The organism is Achromobacter sp. GbtcB20 (assembly GCF_019091095.1).
GTDB classification, from domain to species: Bacteria; Pseudomonadota; Gammaproteobacteria; order Burkholderiales; family Burkholderiaceae_B; genus Achromobacter; species Achromobacter mucicolens.
Genome location: NZ_JAGXJZ010000004.1, coordinates 1 through 19,306 on the forward strand (window position 1 = coordinate 1; position 19,306 = coordinate 19,306).

19 protein-coding genes are annotated in these 19,306 nt (G+C 67.2%); 8 read left to right on the forward strand and 11 right to left on the reverse strand.

Annotated features, from left to right (window positions below; translation table 11 throughout):
• On the forward strand, positions 1-1,410 hold a 1,410-nt coding region (locus KVT32_RS07440), incomplete at its 5' end, for an autotransporter outer membrane beta-barrel domain-containing protein (protein WP_217617934.1).
• Positions 1,411-1,436: 26 nt separating this feature from the next.
• Here the strand turns inward: KVT32_RS07440 and KVT32_RS07445 are convergent.
• Entirely contained in the window at positions 1,437-2,003 is a 567-nt protein-coding gene (locus KVT32_RS07445) for a hypothetical protein (RefSeq protein WP_152384541.1), read from the reverse strand.
• 361 nt (positions 2,004-2,364) lie between these two features.
• Here KVT32_RS07445 and KVT32_RS07450 point away from each other — a divergent pair, with 361 nt between their 5' ends.
• On the forward strand, positions 2,365-3,132 hold the full coding sequence (locus KVT32_RS07450; protein ID WP_217617935.1) for a DUF4189 domain-containing protein: 768 nt from the start codon (positions 2,365-2,367) through the stop codon (positions 3,130-3,132).
• A gap of 96 nt (positions 3,133-3,228) precedes the next feature.
• On the opposite strand, the gene KVT32_RS07455 is transcribed toward KVT32_RS07450, so the two are convergent.
• The 4 genes from KVT32_RS07455 to KVT32_RS07470 form a co-directional block, all read right to left on the reverse strand.
• On the reverse strand, positions 3,229-4,065 hold the full coding sequence (locus KVT32_RS07455; protein WP_056318536.1) for an alpha/beta fold hydrolase: 837 nt from the start codon (positions 4,063-4,065) through the stop codon (positions 3,229-3,231).
• A 142-nt stretch (positions 4,066-4,207) separates the two neighbouring features.
• Positions 4,208-4,591, reverse strand: a complete 384-nt coding sequence (locus tag KVT32_RS07460) for a response regulator transcription factor (protein ID WP_152384540.1) — start codon at positions 4,589-4,591, stop codon at positions 4,208-4,210.
• 116 nt (positions 4,592-4,707) lie between these two features.
• Positions 4,708-5,358, reverse strand: coding sequence for a response regulator transcription factor (locus tag KVT32_RS07465; RefSeq protein ID WP_217617936.1), 651 nt, complete (start codon positions 5,356-5,358; stop codon positions 4,708-4,710).
• Complete coding sequence (locus tag KVT32_RS07470; protein ID WP_217617937.1) at positions 5,355-7,319, reverse strand: ATP-binding protein; 1,965 nt, start codon at positions 7,317-7,319, stop codon at positions 5,355-5,357. Before KVT32_RS07470 ends, KVT32_RS07465 begins: the two co-directional genes overlap by 4 nt.
• 225 nt (positions 7,320-7,544) lie before the next feature.
• On the opposite strand from KVT32_RS07470, the gene KVT32_RS07475 reads away from it, so the two are divergent.
• From KVT32_RS07475 to KVT32_RS07490, 4 genes are all read left to right on the forward strand, one after another.
• The gene (locus tag KVT32_RS07475) at positions 7,545-8,063 is read left to right on the forward strand and encodes a Dps family protein (protein WP_056318539.1); all 519 of its coding nucleotides are present in this window, start codon (positions 7,545-7,547) and stop codon (positions 8,061-8,063) included.
• A 65-nt stretch (positions 8,064-8,128) separates the two neighbouring features.
• A complete protein-coding gene (locus KVT32_RS07480) occupies positions 8,129-8,632 on the forward strand; it encodes a redoxin domain-containing protein (RefSeq protein ID WP_056318540.1) in 504 nt (167 codons plus the stop codon).
• Positions 8,629-9,168: a thioredoxin domain-containing protein gene (locus KVT32_RS07485; protein ID WP_152384539.1), complete on the forward strand. Its 540-nt coding sequence runs from the start codon at positions 8,629-8,631 to the stop codon at positions 9,166-9,168. Before KVT32_RS07480 ends, KVT32_RS07485 begins: the two co-directional genes overlap by 4 nt.
• Positions 9,169-9,349: 181 nt before the next feature.
• A complete protein-coding gene (locus KVT32_RS07490) occupies positions 9,350-10,915 on the forward strand; it encodes a hypothetical protein (protein WP_152384538.1) in 1,566 nt (521 codons plus the stop codon).
• A gap of 20 nt (positions 10,916-10,935) precedes the next feature.
• Here the strand turns inward: KVT32_RS07490 and KVT32_RS07495 are convergent, their stop codons facing one another.
• From KVT32_RS07495 to KVT32_RS07515, 5 genes are all read right to left on the reverse strand, one after another.
• Positions 10,936-11,424 (reverse strand): heme-binding protein, encoded by a 489-nt coding sequence (locus KVT32_RS07495; RefSeq protein ID WP_056318547.1) that lies wholly within the window; start codon positions 11,422-11,424, stop codon positions 10,936-10,938.
• 112 nt (positions 11,425-11,536) lie between these two features.
• Positions 11,537-12,151 carry a response regulator transcription factor gene (locus KVT32_RS07500; protein WP_152384537.1) on the reverse strand — a complete coding sequence of 205 codons (615 nt, stop codon included), beginning with the start codon at positions 12,149-12,151 and terminating at the stop codon, positions 11,537-11,539.
• Positions 12,148-13,587: an ATP-binding protein gene (locus KVT32_RS07505; RefSeq protein WP_152384536.1), complete on the reverse strand. Its 1,440-nt coding sequence runs from the start codon at positions 13,585-13,587 to the stop codon at positions 12,148-12,150. The genes KVT32_RS07500 and KVT32_RS07505 overlap by 4 nt, the downstream gene beginning before the upstream one ends.
• Positions 13,588-13,643: 56 nt before the next feature.
• Positions 13,644-14,798, reverse strand: a complete 1,155-nt coding sequence (locus tag KVT32_RS07510) for an HPP family protein (protein ID WP_152384535.1) — start codon at positions 14,796-14,798, stop codon at positions 13,644-13,646.
• A 109-nt stretch (positions 14,799-14,907) separates the two neighbouring features.
• Entirely contained in the window at positions 14,908-15,360 is a 453-nt protein-coding gene (locus KVT32_RS07515; RefSeq protein ID WP_142055105.1) for a MarR family winged helix-turn-helix transcriptional regulator, read from the reverse strand.
• Positions 15,361-15,443: 83 nt separating this feature from the next.
• Between KVT32_RS07515 and KVT32_RS07520 the strand changes: the two genes are divergently transcribed.
• Entirely contained in the window at positions 15,444-17,249 is a 1,806-nt protein-coding gene (locus tag KVT32_RS07520) for a chloride channel protein (RefSeq protein WP_152384534.1), read from the forward strand.
• A 10-nt stretch (positions 17,250-17,259) separates the two neighbouring features.
• On the opposite strand, the gene KVT32_RS07525 is transcribed toward KVT32_RS07520, so the two are convergent.
• Positions 17,260-18,165: a LysR family transcriptional regulator gene (locus tag KVT32_RS07525; protein ID WP_152384533.1), complete on the reverse strand. Its 906-nt coding sequence runs from the start codon at positions 18,163-18,165 to the stop codon at positions 17,260-17,262.
• Between the two features lie 166 nt (positions 18,166-18,331).
• On the opposite strand from KVT32_RS07525, the gene argC reads away from it, so the two are divergent.
• A complete protein-coding gene (argC, locus tag KVT32_RS07530; RefSeq protein ID WP_152384532.1) occupies positions 18,332-19,264 on the forward strand; it encodes an N-acetyl-gamma-glutamyl-phosphate reductase in 933 nt (310 codons plus the stop codon).
• The last annotated feature ends 42 nt before the right edge of the window (positions 19,265-19,306 follow it).

Consider the following 19,306-nt stretch of genomic DNA (forward strand, 5'->3'; position numbering starts at 1 on the left):
GCAATCAGCTTCGCTGGCGAGATCAACCTTGCCGGCCGCATCAACTTCATGCCGCCCGGCACGGCCAATGGCCCATCTGGCGGCACCGTGCTGGTCGCCAACAATCTGAACGGCCAGGGCGGTATCGTCCAGCTGCATGTGCAGTCGACGGAAACCGGGTTCACGGATCTCATTCGGCTCGGCGGCGGCGCCGTCGGAACGACGCATCTGGTTCTGCAAATGGGTGAATCCTCCGTTGGGGACGCGCTTACGGGCGACGGCGTGATGGTGGTCCAGGCAAATGGCCCGACCGACAACGCGTTCGTGCAACGGGAGGAAACGCCGGGCGCTAACCGCAGAGGGGCTTTTCTTTATCGGTTGCAACACGGATCAAGTGTCGTCAATGGCGTGCAGGCGTCTCCGCATAATTGGTATGTGCGCACCGAAGCGCGGCCCGAGGTTTCGCTGTATTCCCAACTGGGCAATCAGGCCGCGCGCCATGGCGAACTGACCGTCGGCACGCTGAACGAACGGATGGGATCCACCGAGAGCCTGGCCCGCAAGGTTTACCCCTTTGTGTGGGCGCGCGCCCTGGCCGACACTGGGCGCAATCGCGGCAATAGCACCGGACTGGCCGCGCAGGACATCGCGACGCGCTCCAGCCTGGCGGGCGTCCAGCTTGGAACCGACGTGTATGTGAATTTCCAAGGCTTGTCGCGCCGCAGTGCGGGGGTGTTTGCGTCTGCCAGCACCATGAAGACCGACGTGGACCATTATCTGAACGTCAGCAATGAAACCGTCGATGCGGGGCGTAGCAATCAGTCGGCATACAGCCTGGGTGGCTACTACACGCTGCTGGACGGAAAGGGCGGTTATCTGGATCTGGTCACGCAGGTCAGCCGCTACGACGTCAAGGCGAACTCGGCGGCCGGCGCAGGCCAGTTGAACACCACGGGTTGGGGCGGGTTGATCTCGGCGGAGGCTGGAAAATCGTTCGCCGTTGGCGACGAAGCCAGCAACCTCCGGCTGGAGCCCCAGGCGCAGGTGATCTATCAACGGATCAGGTTCTCGGACAGCCAGGACGTGGCAAGCGCGGTGGCGTTTCCCGGTGTGAACAGCTTGACCGGCCGGCTGGGCATGCGTCTGTCCAAGACATGGGACGACGATTCCGCCAAGGTCAGTACGGCGTGGGCGACGGTCAATCTGCTGACCACCGCCGGCCACTCGTCAAGCCGCTATGCCACCGCCACGCAGGGAGACCTCACCTTCAAGAACAAACTTGGCGGGCCGCGGGTGGGTCTGACGCTGGGGTACGACAGCCTGGTGGGCGGCAACACCTTCCTGAATGTGCAAGCCGGCACCGAGCAAGGCATCGGCAGCCGCAAGTCCAGCAGCTACAACCTTAACGCCGGGATCAAGATCATCTTCTAGCGATTGCAGATCATCCCGCCGGGCGCTCAGTTCACCACGTAGTTCTTGGCCTCGGCCTCGCCGGCCCATTTGCGCAGGGCCGAAATGAATTCCGGGCACACATTGCCGTCCACGCTGGTGTCGACGATGACGCTGTCTTTCATGCGCATCAGCACCTTGCATTCATAGACGCGCGTGCGGTTGGCATAGTGGCCCGTGGTGTTGGTCTGGAAGACCGGCGTGGGCGCCGCGTTTCTGTTGCCGGGGATCATGCCCACGACCTGTTGGCTGCTGCTGTCCACGACCCATTCCGTGTACGGAGCCGACTGGAAGTCGGACCATTCCAGCTCCATGGTGTTGCCGACCGCACGAACCCTGGAAGGCTCGCCCAGCGCCGCGATCGCGTCATCGATGGAGCGGCCTTCCATGTTCTTGGCCACGTTGACGCTGGGCGAGAACGAAAGCCCGGACTTGAACACCTGGCTGAGCGAGGGCAGGGTGGAACTTCCGCCCGTCGGCATCGGTGCGCAGCCGGCCAGCCCCAGCACGGCAACGAGGCCCGCAACCAGGAGAATCGATCCGCGGTTTCGGTTGGAATGCTGAGGCGACTTCATGTGTGTTGTCCAGGTTCCCGAGCCGACCTGCCTATATAGGCCGAAGGACGGACCGCTTGTTTCTATTCGTGACGGAGGGCGGGTAAAGCGACTCCGGTTGCGCAGGGCGACGGAGTAAACGCAACGCTGCGCCGCGTCGTGAAGTGCGACATTTTTACCGAAAAACGGGGCCGGAGTTCGTCAGGCGATGTGTTAATTTTGTTACCTAATATGCCGCAACGTCCATGCATACAGGGACGGAACCGGGGCCGGCTGCGCTAAGATCGTCCCCGCCCAATCCACTGGACTTTGTGACGATCATGCCCGCTCGCTTTCAATTCCTGATCCGTGCCGCATTTGCCGCCCTGGCCTTGGTGCAGGCATGGCCTCGCCCAACGCGCATGCCGAGAAGCTGTACGGCGGCATTGCCACCGACGGCAAGCATTCGCGGATTTACTGGGTGTTGCCCGAAACCGGGGGCAAGTCGGCAGAAGCTGCCGCGCTTGCCGAATGCCGCAAGGCGGGCGGCAAGGACTGCAAGGTGCTGAGCTGGTTTTCCGACAGCTGCATGGTGTACGCCCGCAATTCCGTCCAGGATCTGTTTCCGGGCAACAGCGTGTCGCCGGAGATGGCGGCCAAGAAGGCGATGCGCCGCTGCACGGCCGGCAGCCCCGATGGGAAGTGCCGGTTGATCACCATGCCGCTGTGCGTGGGCCCGGGTTACAGCGCCGCCGACATGCGGGCGCCCCTGCGGGCCTCGAAGGCGGAGCTGGAAAGTCTGTCCGCGAAGTTGAACCAACGAGAATACTGGGGCGCCATCGCCGAAAACGACACCGGCGGACTGGTGTACTCGGATGGCTATCCCAATGAAAAGGACGCCCTGTCCAAACTGCTGGACTGGGAAGACTGCAAGGACTGCCGCAAGGTGCTGACGTACACGGACAGCTGCGTGGGCATGGCCTGGGCCAAGGGGGCCAAGGGCCGCGGCACCAGCTTCACGGCGCTCAACCCCGACCCGAAGGCCGCCCGCGACGAGTCGCGCGCGACGTGCACGGCCAAGACCGGCAGCCCGGCCTGCGTCGCCATGGTGCGTTGCTCGGGCCGCGCGTATATCGATGGCTATGCCGGCCTGGACGAAAAGCCGAACTAGGCGCCGTGGCCAAGGCTGCTCGCGGCCAGGCAGCCCGAAGCGACAGGCGAAAAAAAAGGAAGGCGGCGCCTTCCTTTTTTTGTGTTCACCGGACGATCAGCCCTTGATGAACGCCAGGAGGTCGGCGTTGATCACATCCGCGTGGGTCGTCAGCATGCCGTGCGGAAAGCCGGGATAGACCTTCAGCGTGCCATTCTTGAGCAGCTTGACCGCCAAGCGCGACGAGTCGTCGATGGGCACGATCTGGTCGTCGTCGCCATGCAGTACCAGCGTGGGCACCGTGATGGCCTTCAGGTCTTCGGTCTGGTCGGTCTCGGAGAAGGCCTTGATGCCTTCGTAATGCGCCTTGGCGCCGCCGTTCATGCCTTGGCGCCACCAGTTGTTGATCACGCCCTGCGAGACCTTGGCGCCTTCCCGGTTGAAGCCATAGAACGGGCCGGCGGCCACGTCCAGGAAGAACTGCGCGCGGTTGTCGGCCAGGGCCTTGCGGAAGCCGTCGAACACTTCGATGGGCGTGCCGCCGGGATTGGACTCGGTCTTGACCATGAGCGGGGGGACGGCGCTGACCAGCACGGCCTTGGCGACGCGGCCCTGCGGCTCGCCGTGGCGGGCGACGTAGCGGGCGACTTCGCCGCCGCCGGTGGAGTGCCCGATGTGCACGGCGTTGCGCAGGTCCAGATGCTGGGCGACGGCGGCAGCGTCGGCCGCGTAGTGATCCATGTCGTGGCCATCGCTGACCTGGGCCGAGCGGCCGTGGCCGCGGCGGTCGTGCGCAATGACGCGAAAGCCCTGGGCGAGGAAGAACAGCATCTGGGCGTCCCAATCATCGCCGGACAGCGGCCAGCCATGGTGGAACATGATGGGCTGGGCCGTCTTGGGGCCCCAATCCTTGAAGAAGATTTCAACGCCGTCGGGGGTGGTGATCGTGCTCATGTCGGGTTCTCCGGGGTTAGTTGGACCGCAGGGATAGACTAGGGCCTTATGCGCTGCCGGGAAATCCTACGCTGGGCTTGGCGCGTCATACGAAGGTATAAGCGGGGTTTGGCGCCGGATGTGTCCAAACCGCCACCACCGCCTATCGGGCTGGTTGGCAGCCTTGCAATGCGTGCGCGACGCACCGCGCCATCGCTTCGCCATCAACGGGCTTGTCCAGGTAGGCACACGCGCCCAGCGCGAGCAGCCGCTGCTTGGCCGCCTCGGTGGGAAAGGCGGTCATGAAGATCAACGGGAACCGGCGCCCGGCCGCGATGAGCTCGGCCTGGAGCTGATCGCCCGTCATGGGCGACATCTGGACATCGGTGATCATGCAATCCGGCTCTTGGGCATGCGCGTCGTTCAGGAATTCGGGGCCCGACCCGTAGGCCCGAACCTCGTAACCGAGCGAGCGCAGCAGGCTGGAGAGCGCGATCCTGACCCCATCGTCGTCGTCGACAACCGCGATAGTGGGAATGTGGTTCATATCAGAAAATCCTTCGGGCCGGTCGGGTCACGATACGCATCCGATGTCCGGCATGTTCCGTTATGAACCTTTGCGCCTGCCGCGGAAATCATACAGAGGTTTGTCCCAAGCGCGGGTCAGGGCGCGGAAATGCCCAGCGCCTCGGCGTGGCGGACCAGGTCGGCCAGCGACCGGACCCCCATTTTGCGCATGACGCGGCCACGGTGAATCTTGACCGTGATCTCACTCAGGCCGATCAGGCCCGCCACCTGTTTGTTCATCAGCCCGGACACCACATGCGCCATCACCTCGCGCTCGCGCGGGGTCAGCGTCTCGTAGCGGGCGCGCAGGCCGTCCATGGCCGCATCGCGCGAACGGCGCTGCGTGTCGCGTTCGATGGCGGCGGAGACGGCGTCCAGCATGTCCTGTTCGCGAAAGGGCTTGGACAGAAAGTCCACCGCGCCCGCCTTCATGGCGCGCACGGTCATGGGGATGTCGCCGTGCCCGGTGATGAACACGATGGGCAGATCGATACCTTGGCGCACCAGCTGATCCTGGAAATCCAGGCCGCTGATGCCGGGCAGGCGCACGTCCAGGACGATGCAGCCGGGCGCGTCGGGAATCTGGGTCTGCAGCAGTTCGGCGGGCGAGGCGCACAGGGTGGTGCGCAGGCCGATCGAGCGGAACAGGCTGTCGAGCGAGGCGCGGACGCTGGCCTCGTCGTCGACGACGATGACTTGCGACTGCGGGGCGGCGCTTGCGGCGCCGCTGGCGGTGCGGGTGTTCATGCGGAAGGTTCCCCCTGGGTGGCGGCGAGTGTCAGCGTGAATGCGGCACCCGCGCCGGGCGTGTTGTCGACGGTAAGGCTGCCGCCATGGGCCTGCGCCGTGGTGCGGCAGATCGGCAGGCCCATGCCCATGCCTTGCGGTTTGGTGGTGAAAAATGGATCGAACAGGCGCTCCAGGTCGGCGGGCGCGATGCCGGGGCCGGTGTCGCGCACCGTGACCGCGACGCGCCCGTCCTCGTGGCGGCGCGCGCCGACGGATAGCTGGCGGGCCTGAAACTGGCCGGCCATGGCCTGGCTGGCGTTGACCATCAGATTGACCAGCACCTGCTGAAGCTGGATCCGGTCGCCCAGGACGGGCGGCAGGCCCGGTTCGATGTCGACGTTCAGCGCCACGCGCTCGCGGCTGAGCTCGTGCGCGACCAGGCGCGTGGCTTCCTCGATGACGGCGCCGATGTCCAGCGCGGCCTGCTGCACCGGCGCCTTGCTGAGGAACGCGCGGATGCGCTTGACGATTTCGCTGGCGCGCCGGCCTTCGGAGATGATGCGCTCCATGGCCAGCTCGACCTCGTGCAAGTCGGGCTGCGGACGGCGCAGCCATCGCATGCCCGCGTCGCCGCTGGTGACCACCGCCATCAGCGGCTGGTTGACCTCGTGCGCGATCGATGCGGTGAGCTCGCCCAGGGTGGCAACGCGCGCGGCGTGCGCAAGTTCAGTCTGCGCCAACAGCAGCGCGTCCTGCGCCTGCCGGCGTTCCGTGATGTCCACCACGAAAACCAGCACGGCGCCGTTGACGTCGTCGGCGGGCGGAAACGTGATGGTGAACAGCACCGGCACGCGCGCGCCGTCCGCATGCACGACTTCGGTTTCGCCTTCGTGAAAGGCGTCGCCCTGGGCAAACGCCGTCAGCGACCGCGCGAACATGCGGTCGTCCTCGCAGAGAATGTCGTCGACCGAGTACGGTCCGGGCTCGCCGGCCGGGCGGCCCGCCATCGCCAGGAAGGCGGGATTCATGTCATCCACCTTGGTCAGCTTGCGGACCTGGCCGATGAATTCGGGATGGCGCGCCAGATGGGTGGTGAGGGCGGGGCCATCCATGAGGCCCAAGGCGGTCAGTTCGGCGCGCACGGCGCGCCAGTCTTCCTGGATGACGCCAATGCGGCTGGCGTCGAACATGCGGCGGTAGCGCCGTTCGCTGCTGACCAGCGCGGTGTAGGCGGCCTTGCGGTCGGTGGCGTCGCGGTGCGTTTCCATGACGCCCGTGATGCGCCCATGATGATCGCGCTGAAGGACCCAGCGGCTTTCCAGCACCAGCGTGGCGCCAGCCTGCGTCTTCTGTTCAAGCGTGCCGTCCCAGCTGCCGGTGGCAAGCAGTTCGGCCTCGACGGCTTCGCGCCGGTCCGGATAACGCGTCTGCAGCAGCGCATCGGCGACGCGGCCCAGGGCCATGCTGGCGGGCCAGCCGTAGGTGTCTTCGGCGGTGCGGTTCCAGAAGGTGATCACACCCTGGTGATCGCGCACGAAGATCATGTCGTGCGACAGGTTGAGCAGCCGCGCCTGCGAGGCAAGCCTGCGGGTGGCGCTTTGGTTCTGCAGCGCCAGCAGCGCGGTGATGCCGACGGCGGCCAGGCTGACCAGCGCACGGGCAGTGGGCGAGCCCACGTGGTTCAGGCCATGGGAATTCAGATAGGCCGCGATGGTGAGCAGGATGCCGCCCGTGCCCGCCACGATGATGTCCAGGCGCCGCGAGGTGCGCGCGGCAAGCAGCACGACCACCACATAAAGCACGGCCACGGCGCCGTCAAAGTCGGTGAAGGTATCCACCAGCGCAATGGCCAGCGCCAGCAGCAGGGCGGCGGCACGGAACAGGAACTGCATGCGGCGCATGCCCGTGGTCTGCGGCGCGCCGGGACGCACCGGTTGCGGCGGCTGGCCTGACGCGCTGCCGAGTGTCGACGTGAGCAAGATCCACCTCTGGGTAGGGGCGCGCGGGTCGGGCAGAAATCCAGGGGCGCGCAATGAGACCCGCACATTATCAGCCATGTTTGAAAGAAAACACCCGTATTTCCTGGGTAAACCTTCGTATGACTGGAGAAAACGATGAGCCGATTTTGCCGGCGCGTCGCCGTGGCTATTCTGGTTTCCATCGGGAATCGATACCCGATTCGTGAAGCCAACCCGGAGAATTCCATGAACGATCTTTCGCTTCAAACCCGCATCACCGCTCCCCTGCGCACGCCCACCGATCTGGGCGCCGAGGCCAGGGTCGACATCGCCGCCGCCCTGACGGGCCTGCTGGCAGACATGTTCGCGTTGTATCTGAAGACCAAGAACTTTCACTGGCATATGTCGGGCCCTCACTTTCGCGACTATCACCTGATGCTCGACGAGCAGGGCGACGAGATCTACGCCACGACGGACGTCATTGCCGAACGCGCCCGCAAGGTGGGCGGCACCACGCTGCGTTCGATCGGCCACATCCAGCGCCTGCAGCGTCTTGCCGACAACGACGCCGACTACGTGACCCCCGAGGACATGCTGGCTGAGCTGGCCGACGACAACCGCCGCCTGACGGGCTTTCTGCGCGCGACGCACGCCGTGTGCGAGGCCCACAATGACGTCGCATCGACCAGCCTGATCGAGAACTGGATCGACGAGGCCGAGCGCCGCACGTGGTTCTTGTACGAGTCGACGCGCGCTCAACGCTGATCCCCAGCCGGTCGGCTGCCGTCCAGACCCTTGCGCCGCGCGCGGCGCGTCCAGGAGACGTTTCCATGTCACACGACTACCCCGCGGCCGCCTTGCCAGCCGGCACGGCCGCCCCGTCCTTCGCCTTGCCGGCCACGCCGGACCAGACGGTTGCGCTGGAAGAACTGCGCGGCCGGCCGTTGATCCTGGCGTTCTATCCCGCGGACTGGAGCCCGGTCTGCGGCGACCAGATGGCGCTTTACAACCAGATCCTTCCCGAATTCCACAAGGCGGGCGCGCAGCTCGTCGGCATCTCGGTGGACGGCGTCTGGTGCCACGCTGCGTTCGCGGCCGATCGCAAGCTGCATTTCCCGCTGCTGGCCGATTTCGAACCGAAAGGCGAGGTTGCCCGGCGCTACGGGGTCTACCGCGAACCGGAGGGCATCGCCGAGCGCGCGCTCTTTGTGATCGATGCAGAAGGCGTCATCCGTTGGAGCTACGTGTCGCCGCTGGGCATCAACCCGGGCGCCGACGGGATCCTGGACGCGCTCGACAAACTGGCCCCCGCCTTGCAAGGAGTGCAATCATGAGCCGCTTGTTCATTCCCGTGAATGCGCAGGACCACATCCAGGGGCCGGAAAGCGCGCCCGTGACGCTGGTGGAGTATGGCGATTACGAATGCCCGTATTGCGGCGAAGCCTATCCGGTCTTGAAGGCCGTGCAGCGCGCGCTGGGGGACCAGATGCGCTTCGTGTTCCGCAATTTCCCGATTTCGGAATTGCATCCGGACGCCGTCGCGGCCGCTGAGTTTGCCGAGGCGGCCGCGCAGGCGGGCAAGTTCTGGCAGGCGCACGACCTGCTGTACGAGCGCCAGCATGCCCTGACGCAAAACGACCTGTTCGCCTACGGTGCGGAAATAGGCCTGTCGGCCCAGTTGCTTTACCGCGCCTTCGGCGGCGCGTTCGATTCCAAGATCGAGGTGGACTTCAGCGGCGGCGTGCGCAGCGGCGTGAACGGCACGCCGACCCTGTTCGTCAACGGCGTGCGGTATGACGGGGCAAGGGATGCCGACACGCTGGTCGCCGCGCTGACCGCGGCCGCGCGAGAGGCTGCGGTCCACGCGTGAATGAGGCAAGGCCCCGCATCCGGCGGTCTCGTTGCCCGCCCGGGGCTGCCCGCCCGGGGCTGCCCGCCCGGGGCTGCCCGCCCGGGGCTTAAGTCTGGCGTTTCCGTGCCGTTACATTTCTCAAGGAAACCCCGGCCAGGCGGGCGAACATGCCGCGCGGCCGCCAAGAGGAAGACACGCCATGACATCCGTTGCCTCCGTAGGCGCCGTGACCACGATCGGCCTGACGCCGCCTGCCACGGGCGTGACCCGTGCGGGCGATCCGCCCGAGGTCGCCGCGGCGCCCGCCTCCACGACGGTGACGCTGGGGCAGGGCTCGGCCCCCGCGCTGACCTACACGCCGCAGCCCGCTGCGACGGGCGTCGTCTGGGAGCACGAGGCGTCGGACAAGGTGTCCGCCGTCATGGCCGAAACACTCTCGGCCCGCACGCTGGCTGGCCGGCTTGAGGGCGTGGCCTCGGCGCTGCTGGAGCGTTTCACGACCGATGGCGGCAATTACTTGCAATCGGCGCGGATGCTGCCGGGCGCCGGACAGGTAGGCGCCCTGGGCGCCGTGCAGACCGGTTCGGCCGGTCAACCCGAAGACGCGTACACGCTGCGCATCACCACCGCCAGTGGCGTGAAGGTGGAGGTGGGCCTGCGCAACAGTGCGGACGGTCTGGAAGTGCAGATCGACGTGGCCGAGGGCGAGCTCTCGGAAACCGAGCGCAAGGCGATTGCGGGTCTGTCCAAGGCGTTCCAGGACGCGGTGGATGGCCTGGCCTCGGTGCCGCCGCGCATGGCGTGGTCCGGCCTGGCCAAGTTCGACACTGCCGTGCTGTCGTCGGTGTCGCTGCAAGCCACGACCACGGCCAATGGCGTCATCTCGCAATCCGTCGAGTTTTCCGCCGACAGCAAGCAGCGCTCGCTGGCCATCAAGAGCGTCGACGGCGTGGTGAAGGTCGATGTCGACGTGAGCAAGTCCGCGCTCTTTGGCAACGCCCAGCAGCGCGACGCGGCCGTCAGCGACTACCTGCAGCAGTTCGACGCCGCGCGCACGCGTGGCCGGGGCAACGAGGCAATGATGTCGCTGTTCAAGGACGCCTTCGCCGAACTGCACCAGAGCTACGAAGCGGGCGCGGCGCCGTCCAGCCAGGCGCCGCGCATCGCCGCGGCCGGCTACACGTACCGCAGCCTGCTGTCGGGCGTGGCGGACTTCTCGGCCTCGATCTCGCAGAATGGCGACGCGAGCAATCCGTACAAGACCAGCGAAGTCGACCAGTTCACGTATCGGGTCTCGCAAAGCAGCAGCGTGAGCGGCCGGCCGTTGTTCGATCTGGGCGTCAGCCAGGAGCAGCGCGCCAATCTGTCCGCCAGTTATCACACCGCGCTGGCGCCGCAGCAGACGCTGGACCTGACGCGCGACAAGGATTCGCAGAACTACCGATTCTTCCAGATCCGGGACGAGGTCAGGAGCCAGACCAGCATCCGCTACGAAGCGGGCATGCTGGCCGAGGCGAACCTGACGCACACGCGCAATCTGTCGATCCGCATGCAGGCCTACGTGAAGGGCGAGCTGATCGAAGACACCCTGACGCCGGTGCTTGAGACCACCACGCGCGATCTGATGTCGCTGGTGCGCGCCGCGGAGCTGGAGCCGTCGGAAAGCGAGCGGCTGCAACGCCGCGATCCGGCCGCCGCGGACGCGTTGCTGCTGAGCAAGCACCTGGCGCTGGCGCGTGCCGTGGCCAGGGACCGGCAGCTTTAATCCAGGACGCAGACGCCCGCTTACTTGAACAGCGCGGCGTTTTCTTCCAGGACGGCATCGGCGCATTGCGCGTCCAGATTGCCGCCGGGCGCCCCGGCCACGCCAATGGCGCCGATCACACTGTTGCCGGCCTTGATCGGCACGCCGCCACCCAGCAGCAGGAAGCCGGGAATGTCGGTCAGGTTGGCGGCGCCGGGATTCTTCTGCGCATTTTCCATCATGGTGAGCGTGGGCGTCTTGGCCGACACGGCCGTGAAGGCCTTGGCGCGGCTGGCTTCGATGGTGTGCGGGCCAGCGTTGTCGGCACGCGCGAACGCCTTGAGCAGGCCCGCGCGGTCCACGACGGCGGCGCTGACGTTGTAGCCCTTGGCCTGGCAGGCGGCGACAGTGGCAGTCGCCAGCTTCTGTGCGTCGGCCATCGACAGGTTGCTCTCGCTCAGCACGGCGGCATGGGCGGCGCCGGCAAAAGCCAGCGTGGAAATCAGGGCGGCAAGCGAAAGCTTCTTCATGGTCTGCATCCTTTGTGAGGTGTTGCGGTAGGAGCAGACAGTGTGGCCAAAAGGCCGAAAACCCGGTATACGCCCGACTACGCGCGCGCCTCCGTAGCGCTACGGAGGCGCATCAGTCGAGCAGGGTCGCGTACTGGCGGATCAGCTGCGCGAGGGATTCGGCTTCCAGCTTCGCAAAGACGTTGGCGCGGTAGGTTTCGACCGTGCGCGGCGACAGGTCGAACTCGCGCGCGATTTCCTTGTTGCTCATGCCGCGCACGATGCGCGCCAGGACCTCGTGTTCGCGCGCCGATAGACGCGCCAGGCGGTCCGCCGCCGCCTGCGTGACGGCCAGGCGTTCACGGCTGGCGATGTGCGTGCGCACGGCCGCCTGCACCGCATCCAGAAAGACATCGTCGTCGACCGGCTTTTGCAGGAATTCCATGGCGCCGCCCTTGAATGCACGGCGGCACAGGTCCACATTGGCGTGGCCGGTCAGCATGACCACGGGCAGGTCGGACCGGTCGGCAAGCTGGGCAAGCACGTCCAGGCCGCTGATGCCGGGCATGCGGATGTCCAGCACCACGCAGCCGATCACGGGCTGCGCCAGGGCATCCAGAAACGCCGTTGGGTCGGCGTAGCCCGCGCTGCGCAAGCCGACGCTGCGCAGCAGCAGTCCAAGGCCATCGCGCACCGCATCGTCGTCATCCACCAGATACACGAGCGGGGAATGGTCGTTGGGATTCATGCGGCGGCTCCGGCTTGCGGCAGGCTGACGGTGAAGCAGGCGCCCGCGGGACTGAGGTTGCGCGCGGCGATGCGGCCGTCCATCGACCCGGCCAAGGTATCGCACAGGGCAAGACCCAGGCCCATGCCCTGGTCGCGGGTGGTGTAGAACGGCGCGAACAGGCGCGGCATTGCATCCGCGGCGATGCCGGGGCCGGTGTCGCTGACGCTGAACTGGTATTGGCCGTCCACCACGCGGCCTTCAAGCGCGATCTTGCGCGCGCCGGTGGCGCCATCCAGCGCGTCCGCCGCGTTCTGCACCAGATTGTGCAGGATCTGTTCGAGGGCCACGCGGTCACCCAGCGGGCGCGCGCCGGGGCTGGCGTTGGTCCAGGTCAGCCGGATGCCTTGTTTAGCCAGCTCCGGTTCGCGCAGGAAGCGCAGCGACGCGATCATCGCCTCCGGATCGATGGCTTCGCGCCGCGCGGGGGAACTGGGCTGCACCAGCGCGCGCATGCGGCTGATGATGTCGGCGGCGCGCTTGGCTTGTTCGGCGCTGGCCAGCAGCGCATGGCGCACGGCGGGGCGCTCGTCTTCGTCATCGAGCAGACGCTGGGCGGCACGGGTTTGCGCCAGGATGGCGGTCAGCGGCTGATTGAGTTCATGGGCGATGCCGGCGGCCATTTCACCCAGCGTGCTCAGGCGCGCCATGGCCGACAGCCGCACTTGCTCCTGCTGCCGGCGCGCTTCGGCGCGCGAGCGATGCCACGCGGCGGCGCCGGCCACCAGCAGGCCGCTGGCCGCGGCCCACCCGAACCAGACGGCCCAGGGCCAGGATGCGGGCGTCAGCGTGCGCGTGCTGCGCATCTGGAAGGGCTGGCTGGCCGCGCCCAGCGGCTTTTGCAGCGCCAGCGTCCAGCCGGCTAGCGACGCGTCGGGTTGCTTGTCCAGAAGGGCTAGCGGCTTGCGATCCACCGTGAGGGTCAGATTGCCCAGGCCGGAAGGAAAGTCAGCGGCCGGCACGAGGTGGCGCGCATCGATCAGCAGGCTCCACCCCGACGGGGACACCAGCCAGTAGCGCGCGTCGTCCACGGCGATGGTGACGGGCCGGTCCAGTTGGCGCGCGCGTTGCACCGCGGCGGTCAGGCCGGCGGGCTCGGGCAGGCTGCCCGACCACACACCGCCCGGCAGATAGCCCAGGCCCAGAAGCTGGGGCATGGCGGGCTGCAGGCTGGGAAAAAGGCGCTCGGGAGCGGGCGGATGCGACAGCGCGGCCAGCGTGGCGAGGACGGCTTCGTGCTGCACCGTCTTCTGGCTCAGCATGCGCTGGGCGATGCTGGTGCTTTGGAAGAAGCGCTCGTACTGATCCGCGTACTCCTGGCGCGCGATCCAGATTGCGCCCAGACAGAAGAGGACCAGCCAGCAGAGAAAGGCGCGCGCGCGGGATAGGGGATTCACGCCGGCCATTATGCCTTGCGGCAAACCCGCGCCGGAATCCGTAGGGCTACGGAGGCTCAGGCGGCCAGCTTGTGCGTGCCGGCGGGTTGGGAGTTGGCCGAAACGGCCATCTGATACAGCGCGGCCACCAGGTCGGACTGCGTCACCAGCCCCTGCAGATGGCGGCCCTCGTCCAAGACGGGCACGCAATGCAGGCTGTCCGACATCGGGCGCGCCAGCTCGATCACGGGCAGGCCGGGCGTGGCGAAAGGCACTTCGCTGCGCATGCAGTCGGCCACCAGCAGATCGGACGCGAAGGCGGCATCCGTGGCGACGGGCGCCGGGCGGCTCTTGCGCGCCAGCACATCGCCTTGGGCAATCATGCCCGCGTAGCGGCCCGCCGAATCCAGCACCGGCAGCGCCTGCAAACGGTGCTTGTCAAAGAGCCGCACCGCGTAGTCCAGCGGGTCCTTTTCCAAGACGGTCACCACGTCGCGCGACATGATGTCGGCGCATCGCACGTCGCCAAAGCGGCGCACGCTGGCGCGCAGTTCGGCGGCGAGCACGATGTCTTCCAGATCTTCCTTGCTGATGTCCAGCAGCTCGCCGCGCTGGCTCAGCGCTTCGTCAAGGTCGGCGCGCGAAAAGCCCAGCCGCGCGCTGGGGATGGGGTCGCGCGTATGGTGTCCGGCGGCCGGCTCGGCGTGGCGGCGTGGGTAGTTGCGTTTGAGCGCGCCGTTGAAGACCACGGCGATGGCAAGCAGAATGACCGAATTCAGCGCCACGGGCCACAGCGCGAAACCGTAGCCGAGCTTGGCGACGGCCGGCCCTCCCAGCACGGCGGTCAGCGCGACGGCGCCGCTGGGCGGATGCAGGCAGCGCAGGGAAAACATGGCGCCGATGGCCAGGGCCACGGCGACGGCGGCGGCAACGCCGGGCAGGGGAATGAACTGCGCGCAGAACACCCCGATCAGGGCCGACACGAGGTTGCCGGCCATCAACGACCAGGGCTGGGCGAGCGGACTGGCAGGCGCGGCGAACAGCAGCACCGCCGATGCGCCCATCGGCGCGATGAACCACGGATTGTCCGCGCCCAGCGCGTGACGTCCCACCCACTCGGTGCAGAACAGGCCGAGCAGGGCGCCGACCGCGCCGTACAGTTTTTCGCGTCCGTTGACGCCCACGGGCGCTGGCGCGAACGAGCCCAGCCAGCGCTTGATTGCAACACCCAAGACAATCTCTCCTCGCGACGCATTGATATGTCGCGGGGCGACAATTTATCACGAGGCGCATTACCTGACGGCATGAGCTTATGCCGGACAGGCGTAAAGGAGAGCGGGATCAGTCCTTGCCGTTGTCGGCGCCCATGCGCGCCAGCAATCGCGTCAGAAGCGGGCGCATGGCGTGCAGTTCTTCGAGATGCGAGGCAGAGAGGTTTTCCAGCATGCGCTCGCCCTTGGCGGTGAGCACGACCTCGACGCGGCGTCCGTCTTCGGGGTCGGCTTCGCGGCTGACCAGGTCCAGCCGCGCCAGACGGCCCACCAGTTCGGCCGCGGTATGCGGGCGGATCAGCAGGCGGTCGGCGATTTCGCCAACGTAGAGGCCCCGGCGTCCGGGAGCGCCTTTGCGCGTGCCCTTGATGGCCAGCAACGCCTGATGCTGCTGCGGCATCAGGTCCAGGCCCGCGGCCGCGCTTTCACTGAAGGCCGCGAATTTTCGCAACGCATAGCGAAAGTCCGCGAGCAGTTCGTAGTCTGCGGGAGACAGGCGAGAGGGTGTCTTGGAGGCGTTCACCGCGCGATTCTAATATATGTCGTGCTACGATATATATGACTTTTCTCAAATTCCGTGCGAATACTTCCCAAGTTGCTTTGATCATGCCTCCCATTTCCTCTTCCGCCCGGCCCGGACTGCGGCTCGGCGACTTCACCACGGACCGGCGCGTCGTCCTGCTGATGGGTCTTGCCATTCCCGTCGGCCTGGCCAGCGTCGCGGCCGCCTGGATCCTTTTGCGCCTGATCGCACTTTGCACGAACCTGGCCTATCACGGCCTGTTTTCCTTTGCCGACCTGCCCTTCACCACTGGCCGTCTCGGGTGGGGATCGGTGGCCATCCCGATGATCGGCTGCCTCATCATCGGCCTCATGGCGCGCTACGGCTCAGAAAAGATCCGCGGCCACGGCATCCCCGAAGCCATGGAAGCCATCCTGATCGGCAAGAGCCGCATCCAGCCGAAGGTGGCGGTGCTCAAGCCCGTGTCGTCGGCGGTGTCCATCGGCACCGGCGGCCCGTTCGGCGCCGAAGGACCCATCATCATGACGGGCGGCGCGATCGGGTCGCTGCTGGCGCAGACCATCCACCTGGACGACGGCGAACGCAAGACGCTCCTGGTCGCCGGCGCGGCGGCCGGCATGACGGCCATCTTTGGAACGCCCCTGGCCGCGGTGTTGCTGGCGGTTGAACTGCTGCTCTTCGAATGGAAGCCGCGCAGTTTCCTGCCCGTGGCCGTGGCCGCGCTGGTGGCGGCGGCAACGCGCGCCTTCGTCATGGAGCCCGGCCCGATCTTTGCGTATGCCGGCACGTTTGCCTTCACGCCGTGGCATCTGGTGGCGTGCGCCGCGGTCGGCGTGCTGGCGGGCCTTGGGTCCGGCGTGCTTACGTCGCTGGTGTATGCGGCCGAAGACCTGTTCGAGAAGCTGCCCATCCACTGGATGTGGTGGCCCGCCATCGGCGGACTGGCCATCGGCATCGGCGGCCTGATCGAACCCGCCGCGCTGGGCGTGGGCTACGACAACATCCGCCACATGCTGGCGGGCGATCTGGCGTTCCAGGCGGTGCTGGTGCTGCTGGTGGTCAAGGTTGCGATCTGGTCGATTGCGCTGGGGTCGGGCACGTCCGGCGGCGTGCTGGCCCCGCTGCTGATCTTTGGCGGCGCGCTGGGCGCGCTGGCGTCGCCCGTGCTGCCGCAGGCAGACCCGGGGTTCTGGGCCCTGGTGGGCATGGCGGCGATGATGGGCGGCACGATGCGCGCGCCGCTGACGGCAACGCTTTTTGCCGTGGAGCTGACCGGCAACCTGCAGGCGCTCTTGCCGGTGCTGTCGGCGTGCGTGTTTGCCTATGGCGTGACCGTGCTGCTGCTCAAGCGGTCGATCCTGACCGAGAAGATCGCACGCCGCGGCCACCATATCAGCCGCGAATATCGCGTGGATCCCTTTGACCTCTTGCGTGTCGCCGACGTGATGACAAGCCCGGTGCAGACGCTGCCCGACACGATGACGGTGGCGCAGGCCGTGACGCATTTCAGCACCGCGCAGCCCGTCCACACGAGCTATCCGGTGCTGGACGCGCAAGGTGCCGTGGTGGGCGAGGTGACGCGCGCCGACACGCTGGCGTGGGCATTGCAAGGCGAGCCGGACGACCGGACGCTGGCGCAGGCGCTGGACGGGCGCGAACTGGTGTTCGGCCATCCCGATGAACTGGCCAGCCAGATCGCCGACCGCATGGCGTTGTCCGGGGCGGGGCGCGTTCCGATCATCGACCGCGATTCCGGCCGGTTGCTGGGCATCGTGGGCCGTAAGGACCTGTTCCGCTCGCGCGCGCGCCGGTTGCGCGAGGAAAGCCAGCGGGCGGCGTTTTTCCGCCGGGCGGCGTCTGCGCCGGGCGCGCTGCGCAAGACGGGCTGAGGCGGTTCGATTACGCCGCCGCGGCCTTGCCGCCCGATGCGCGCAATTCCCACAACACGTCCAGCACGTGCTGCGTGGCCGCTTCCACTTGCCCGGCGCGATGCGCGATGCCCAGCGGCCGCCATAAGGCCGGCCGCACCGGCCGCATGATGACGCGCGGATCGGGTTGCGGCGCGGTCGCCTCATGCGGCAACAAGGTCGCGCCATAACCGGCAGCCACCAGGCTCTTGATGGCGTCGTTGTAGTTCAACTGGATGCGCGCGCGGGGGTTCAGGCCGGCGGCCATGAACCATTCGCCCGTCAGCCGCGACAGGCGCGTGCTGGCGTCGTTCAGGATCAGCGGCCGCTCGGCCAGCCACGCGGGCGTGAGGCGCGCGGGCGCTTTCCAGGACGCGGGCAGAAAGGCCATCACCGGATCGCGGCGCCACGGTCGCAGCACGAGTCCCGTCATGGGCGGCTGTGGCAGCGCGACCAGTCCCACGTCCAGTGTCCCTTCGGCCAGCCTCAGCAGCGTCTCCTGCGAGGTCAGCACCGCCACCTGAACGTCGATGCCGGGATGATCGCGGCCCAGCGTCTCCAGCGCTTGCGGCAGCAGATGCGCGATGGCCCCGGTCGAGGCCCCGAGCCTCACGCGGCCCGCCAGCCCTTGCACCTGCCGCTGCACGTCGTCCAGCGCCTGGTCCGCCTCCGCCAGCAGGCGGCGCGCCCGTTCCAGCAACGTTTCGCCGATGGGCGTGGGCCTGACCTGACCGCGTTTGCGCGTCAGCAGCGGCGCGCCGACACGGGCTTCCAGGTCTGACACGTGCAGGCTCACGGTGGGCGGCGCCAGATGCAGCGCACGCGCGGCGTCGGCAAACGACCCGAGGTCGGCGATGGCGACGAGGGTGCGCAGACGGTCCAGGCTGATTTCGCGCATGAGGGATTCCGGGATGGGTTTCGGTGTTGGCGGCGCCGTGCCTACATCGTTCAGGAAACCTGAATCAAACGATAATGATATTCGACTTTTCTTATCTGGCGGCGGGATCGAAGATGACGTTCATTCCTGAAGAGATCAGGCAACGCCGAACCATCCGGACCGCATCATGACCCAACCTCTAGTTTTCATCGACGGCGACCAGGGCACGACAGGCCTGCAGATCCACGAGCGGCTGCACGGCCGCACCGACCTGCGGCTGCTGACGCTGCCCGAGACCGACCGCAAGAACCCGCAGCGCCGCGCCGAGGCGATCAACGCCAGCGACATCGCGATTCTCTGCCTGCCCGACGAACCGGCGCGGCAGGCCGCCGCCTCGGTCGTCAATCCCAAGGTCCGCATCATCGATGCCAGTTCCGCGCACCGCACGGACGCGGGTTGGGTCTATGGTTTTCCGGAAATGCGCGCGGGTCAGGCCGAGCGGATTGCGCACGCGCTGCGGGTCAGCAACCCGGGCTGCTATCCCACCGGCGCCATCGCGCTGCTGGGGCCGCTGGTGCAGGCCGGGCTGGTGCCCGCCGACTATGCGGCGGTCATCAACGCCGTGTCCGGCTACTCGGGAGGCGGGCGCGCCAGCGTCGATGCCTACGAAGGCGCGGAAGGCGCGCGCGGACTCGCGTTTCAGGTGTACGGCCTGGGTCTGGCTCACAAGCACACGCCCGAGATCGAGCGGCATGCGGGCCTCACGCAGCGTCCGGTGTTCGTGCCGTCTTACGGCGCTTTCCGCCAGGGCATCGTCCTGACCGTGCCGCTGCACCTGCGCCTGCTGCCCGCAGGCGTGGACGCCGCGGCGCTGCACGATTGTCTGCAACAGCACTACGCGGGCGCCGCCCATGTTCAAGTCGTGCCGCGCGACGAGGCCGCCACGCACGCGAACCTGGATCCCCAGGCGCTGAACGGCACGAACGACCTGCGGCTGGGCGTGTATGGCAATGCTGAGCACGGTCAGGTGCTGCTGACCGCCGTGTTCGACAACCTGGGCAAGGGCGCATCGGGCGCGGCAGTGCAGAATCTGGATCTGATGCTGGCCGCGATGCGGTGATGGGGCTTGTGCAAGCCGGGCAAGGCCATACGGCCTTTGCCC

Excerpts from the sequence above, each read along its gene's own strand:
- KVT32_RS07445 (WP_152384541.1), bottom strand. The coding sequence starts at position 2,003 with ATGAAGTCGCCTCAGCATTCCAACCGAAACCGCGGATCGATTCTCCTG.
- KVT32_RS07465 (WP_217617936.1), bottom strand. The coding sequence starts at position 5,358 with ATGAACACCCGCACCGCCAGCGGCGCCGCAAGCGCCGCCCCGCAGTCG.
- KVT32_RS07490 (WP_152384538.1), top strand. The coding sequence starts at position 9,350 with ATGACATCCGTTGCCTCCGTAGGCGCCGTGACCACGATCGGCCTGACG.
- KVT32_RS07460 (WP_152384540.1), bottom strand. The coding sequence starts at position 4,591 with ATGAACCACATTCCCACTATCGCGGTTGTCGACGACGACGATGGGGTC.
- KVT32_RS07455 (WP_056318536.1), bottom strand. The coding sequence starts at position 4,065 with ATGAGCACGATCACCACCCCCGACGGCGTTGAAATCTTCTTCAAGGAT.
- KVT32_RS07485 (WP_152384539.1), top strand. The coding sequence starts at position 8,629 with ATGAGCCGCTTGTTCATTCCCGTGAATGCGCAGGACCACATCCAGGGG.
- KVT32_RS07475 (WP_056318539.1), top strand. The coding sequence starts at position 7,545 with ATGAACGATCTTTCGCTTCAAACCCGCATCACCGCTCCCCTGCGCACG.
- argC (WP_152384532.1), top strand. The coding sequence starts at position 18,332 with ATGACCCAACCTCTAGTTTTCATCGACGGCGACCAGGGCACGACAGGC.
- KVT32_RS07450 (WP_217617935.1), top strand. The coding sequence starts at position 2,365 with ATGGCCTCGCCCAACGCGCATGCCGAGAAGCTGTACGGCGGCATTGCC.
- KVT32_RS07525 (WP_152384533.1), bottom strand. The coding sequence starts at position 18,165 with ATGCGCGAAATCAGCCTGGACCGTCTGCGCACCCTCGTCGCCATCGCC.
- KVT32_RS07520 (WP_152384534.1), top strand. The coding sequence starts at position 15,444 with ATGCCTCCCATTTCCTCTTCCGCCCGGCCCGGACTGCGGCTCGGCGAC.
- KVT32_RS07500 (WP_152384537.1), bottom strand. The coding sequence starts at position 12,151 with ATGAATCCCAACGACCATTCCCCGCTCGTGTATCTGGTGGATGACGAC.
- KVT32_RS07480 (WP_056318540.1), top strand. The coding sequence starts at position 8,129 with ATGTCACACGACTACCCCGCGGCCGCCTTGCCAGCCGGCACGGCCGCC.
- KVT32_RS07495 (WP_056318547.1), bottom strand. The coding sequence starts at position 11,424 with ATGAAGAAGCTTTCGCTTGCCGCCCTGATTTCCACGCTGGCTTTTGCC.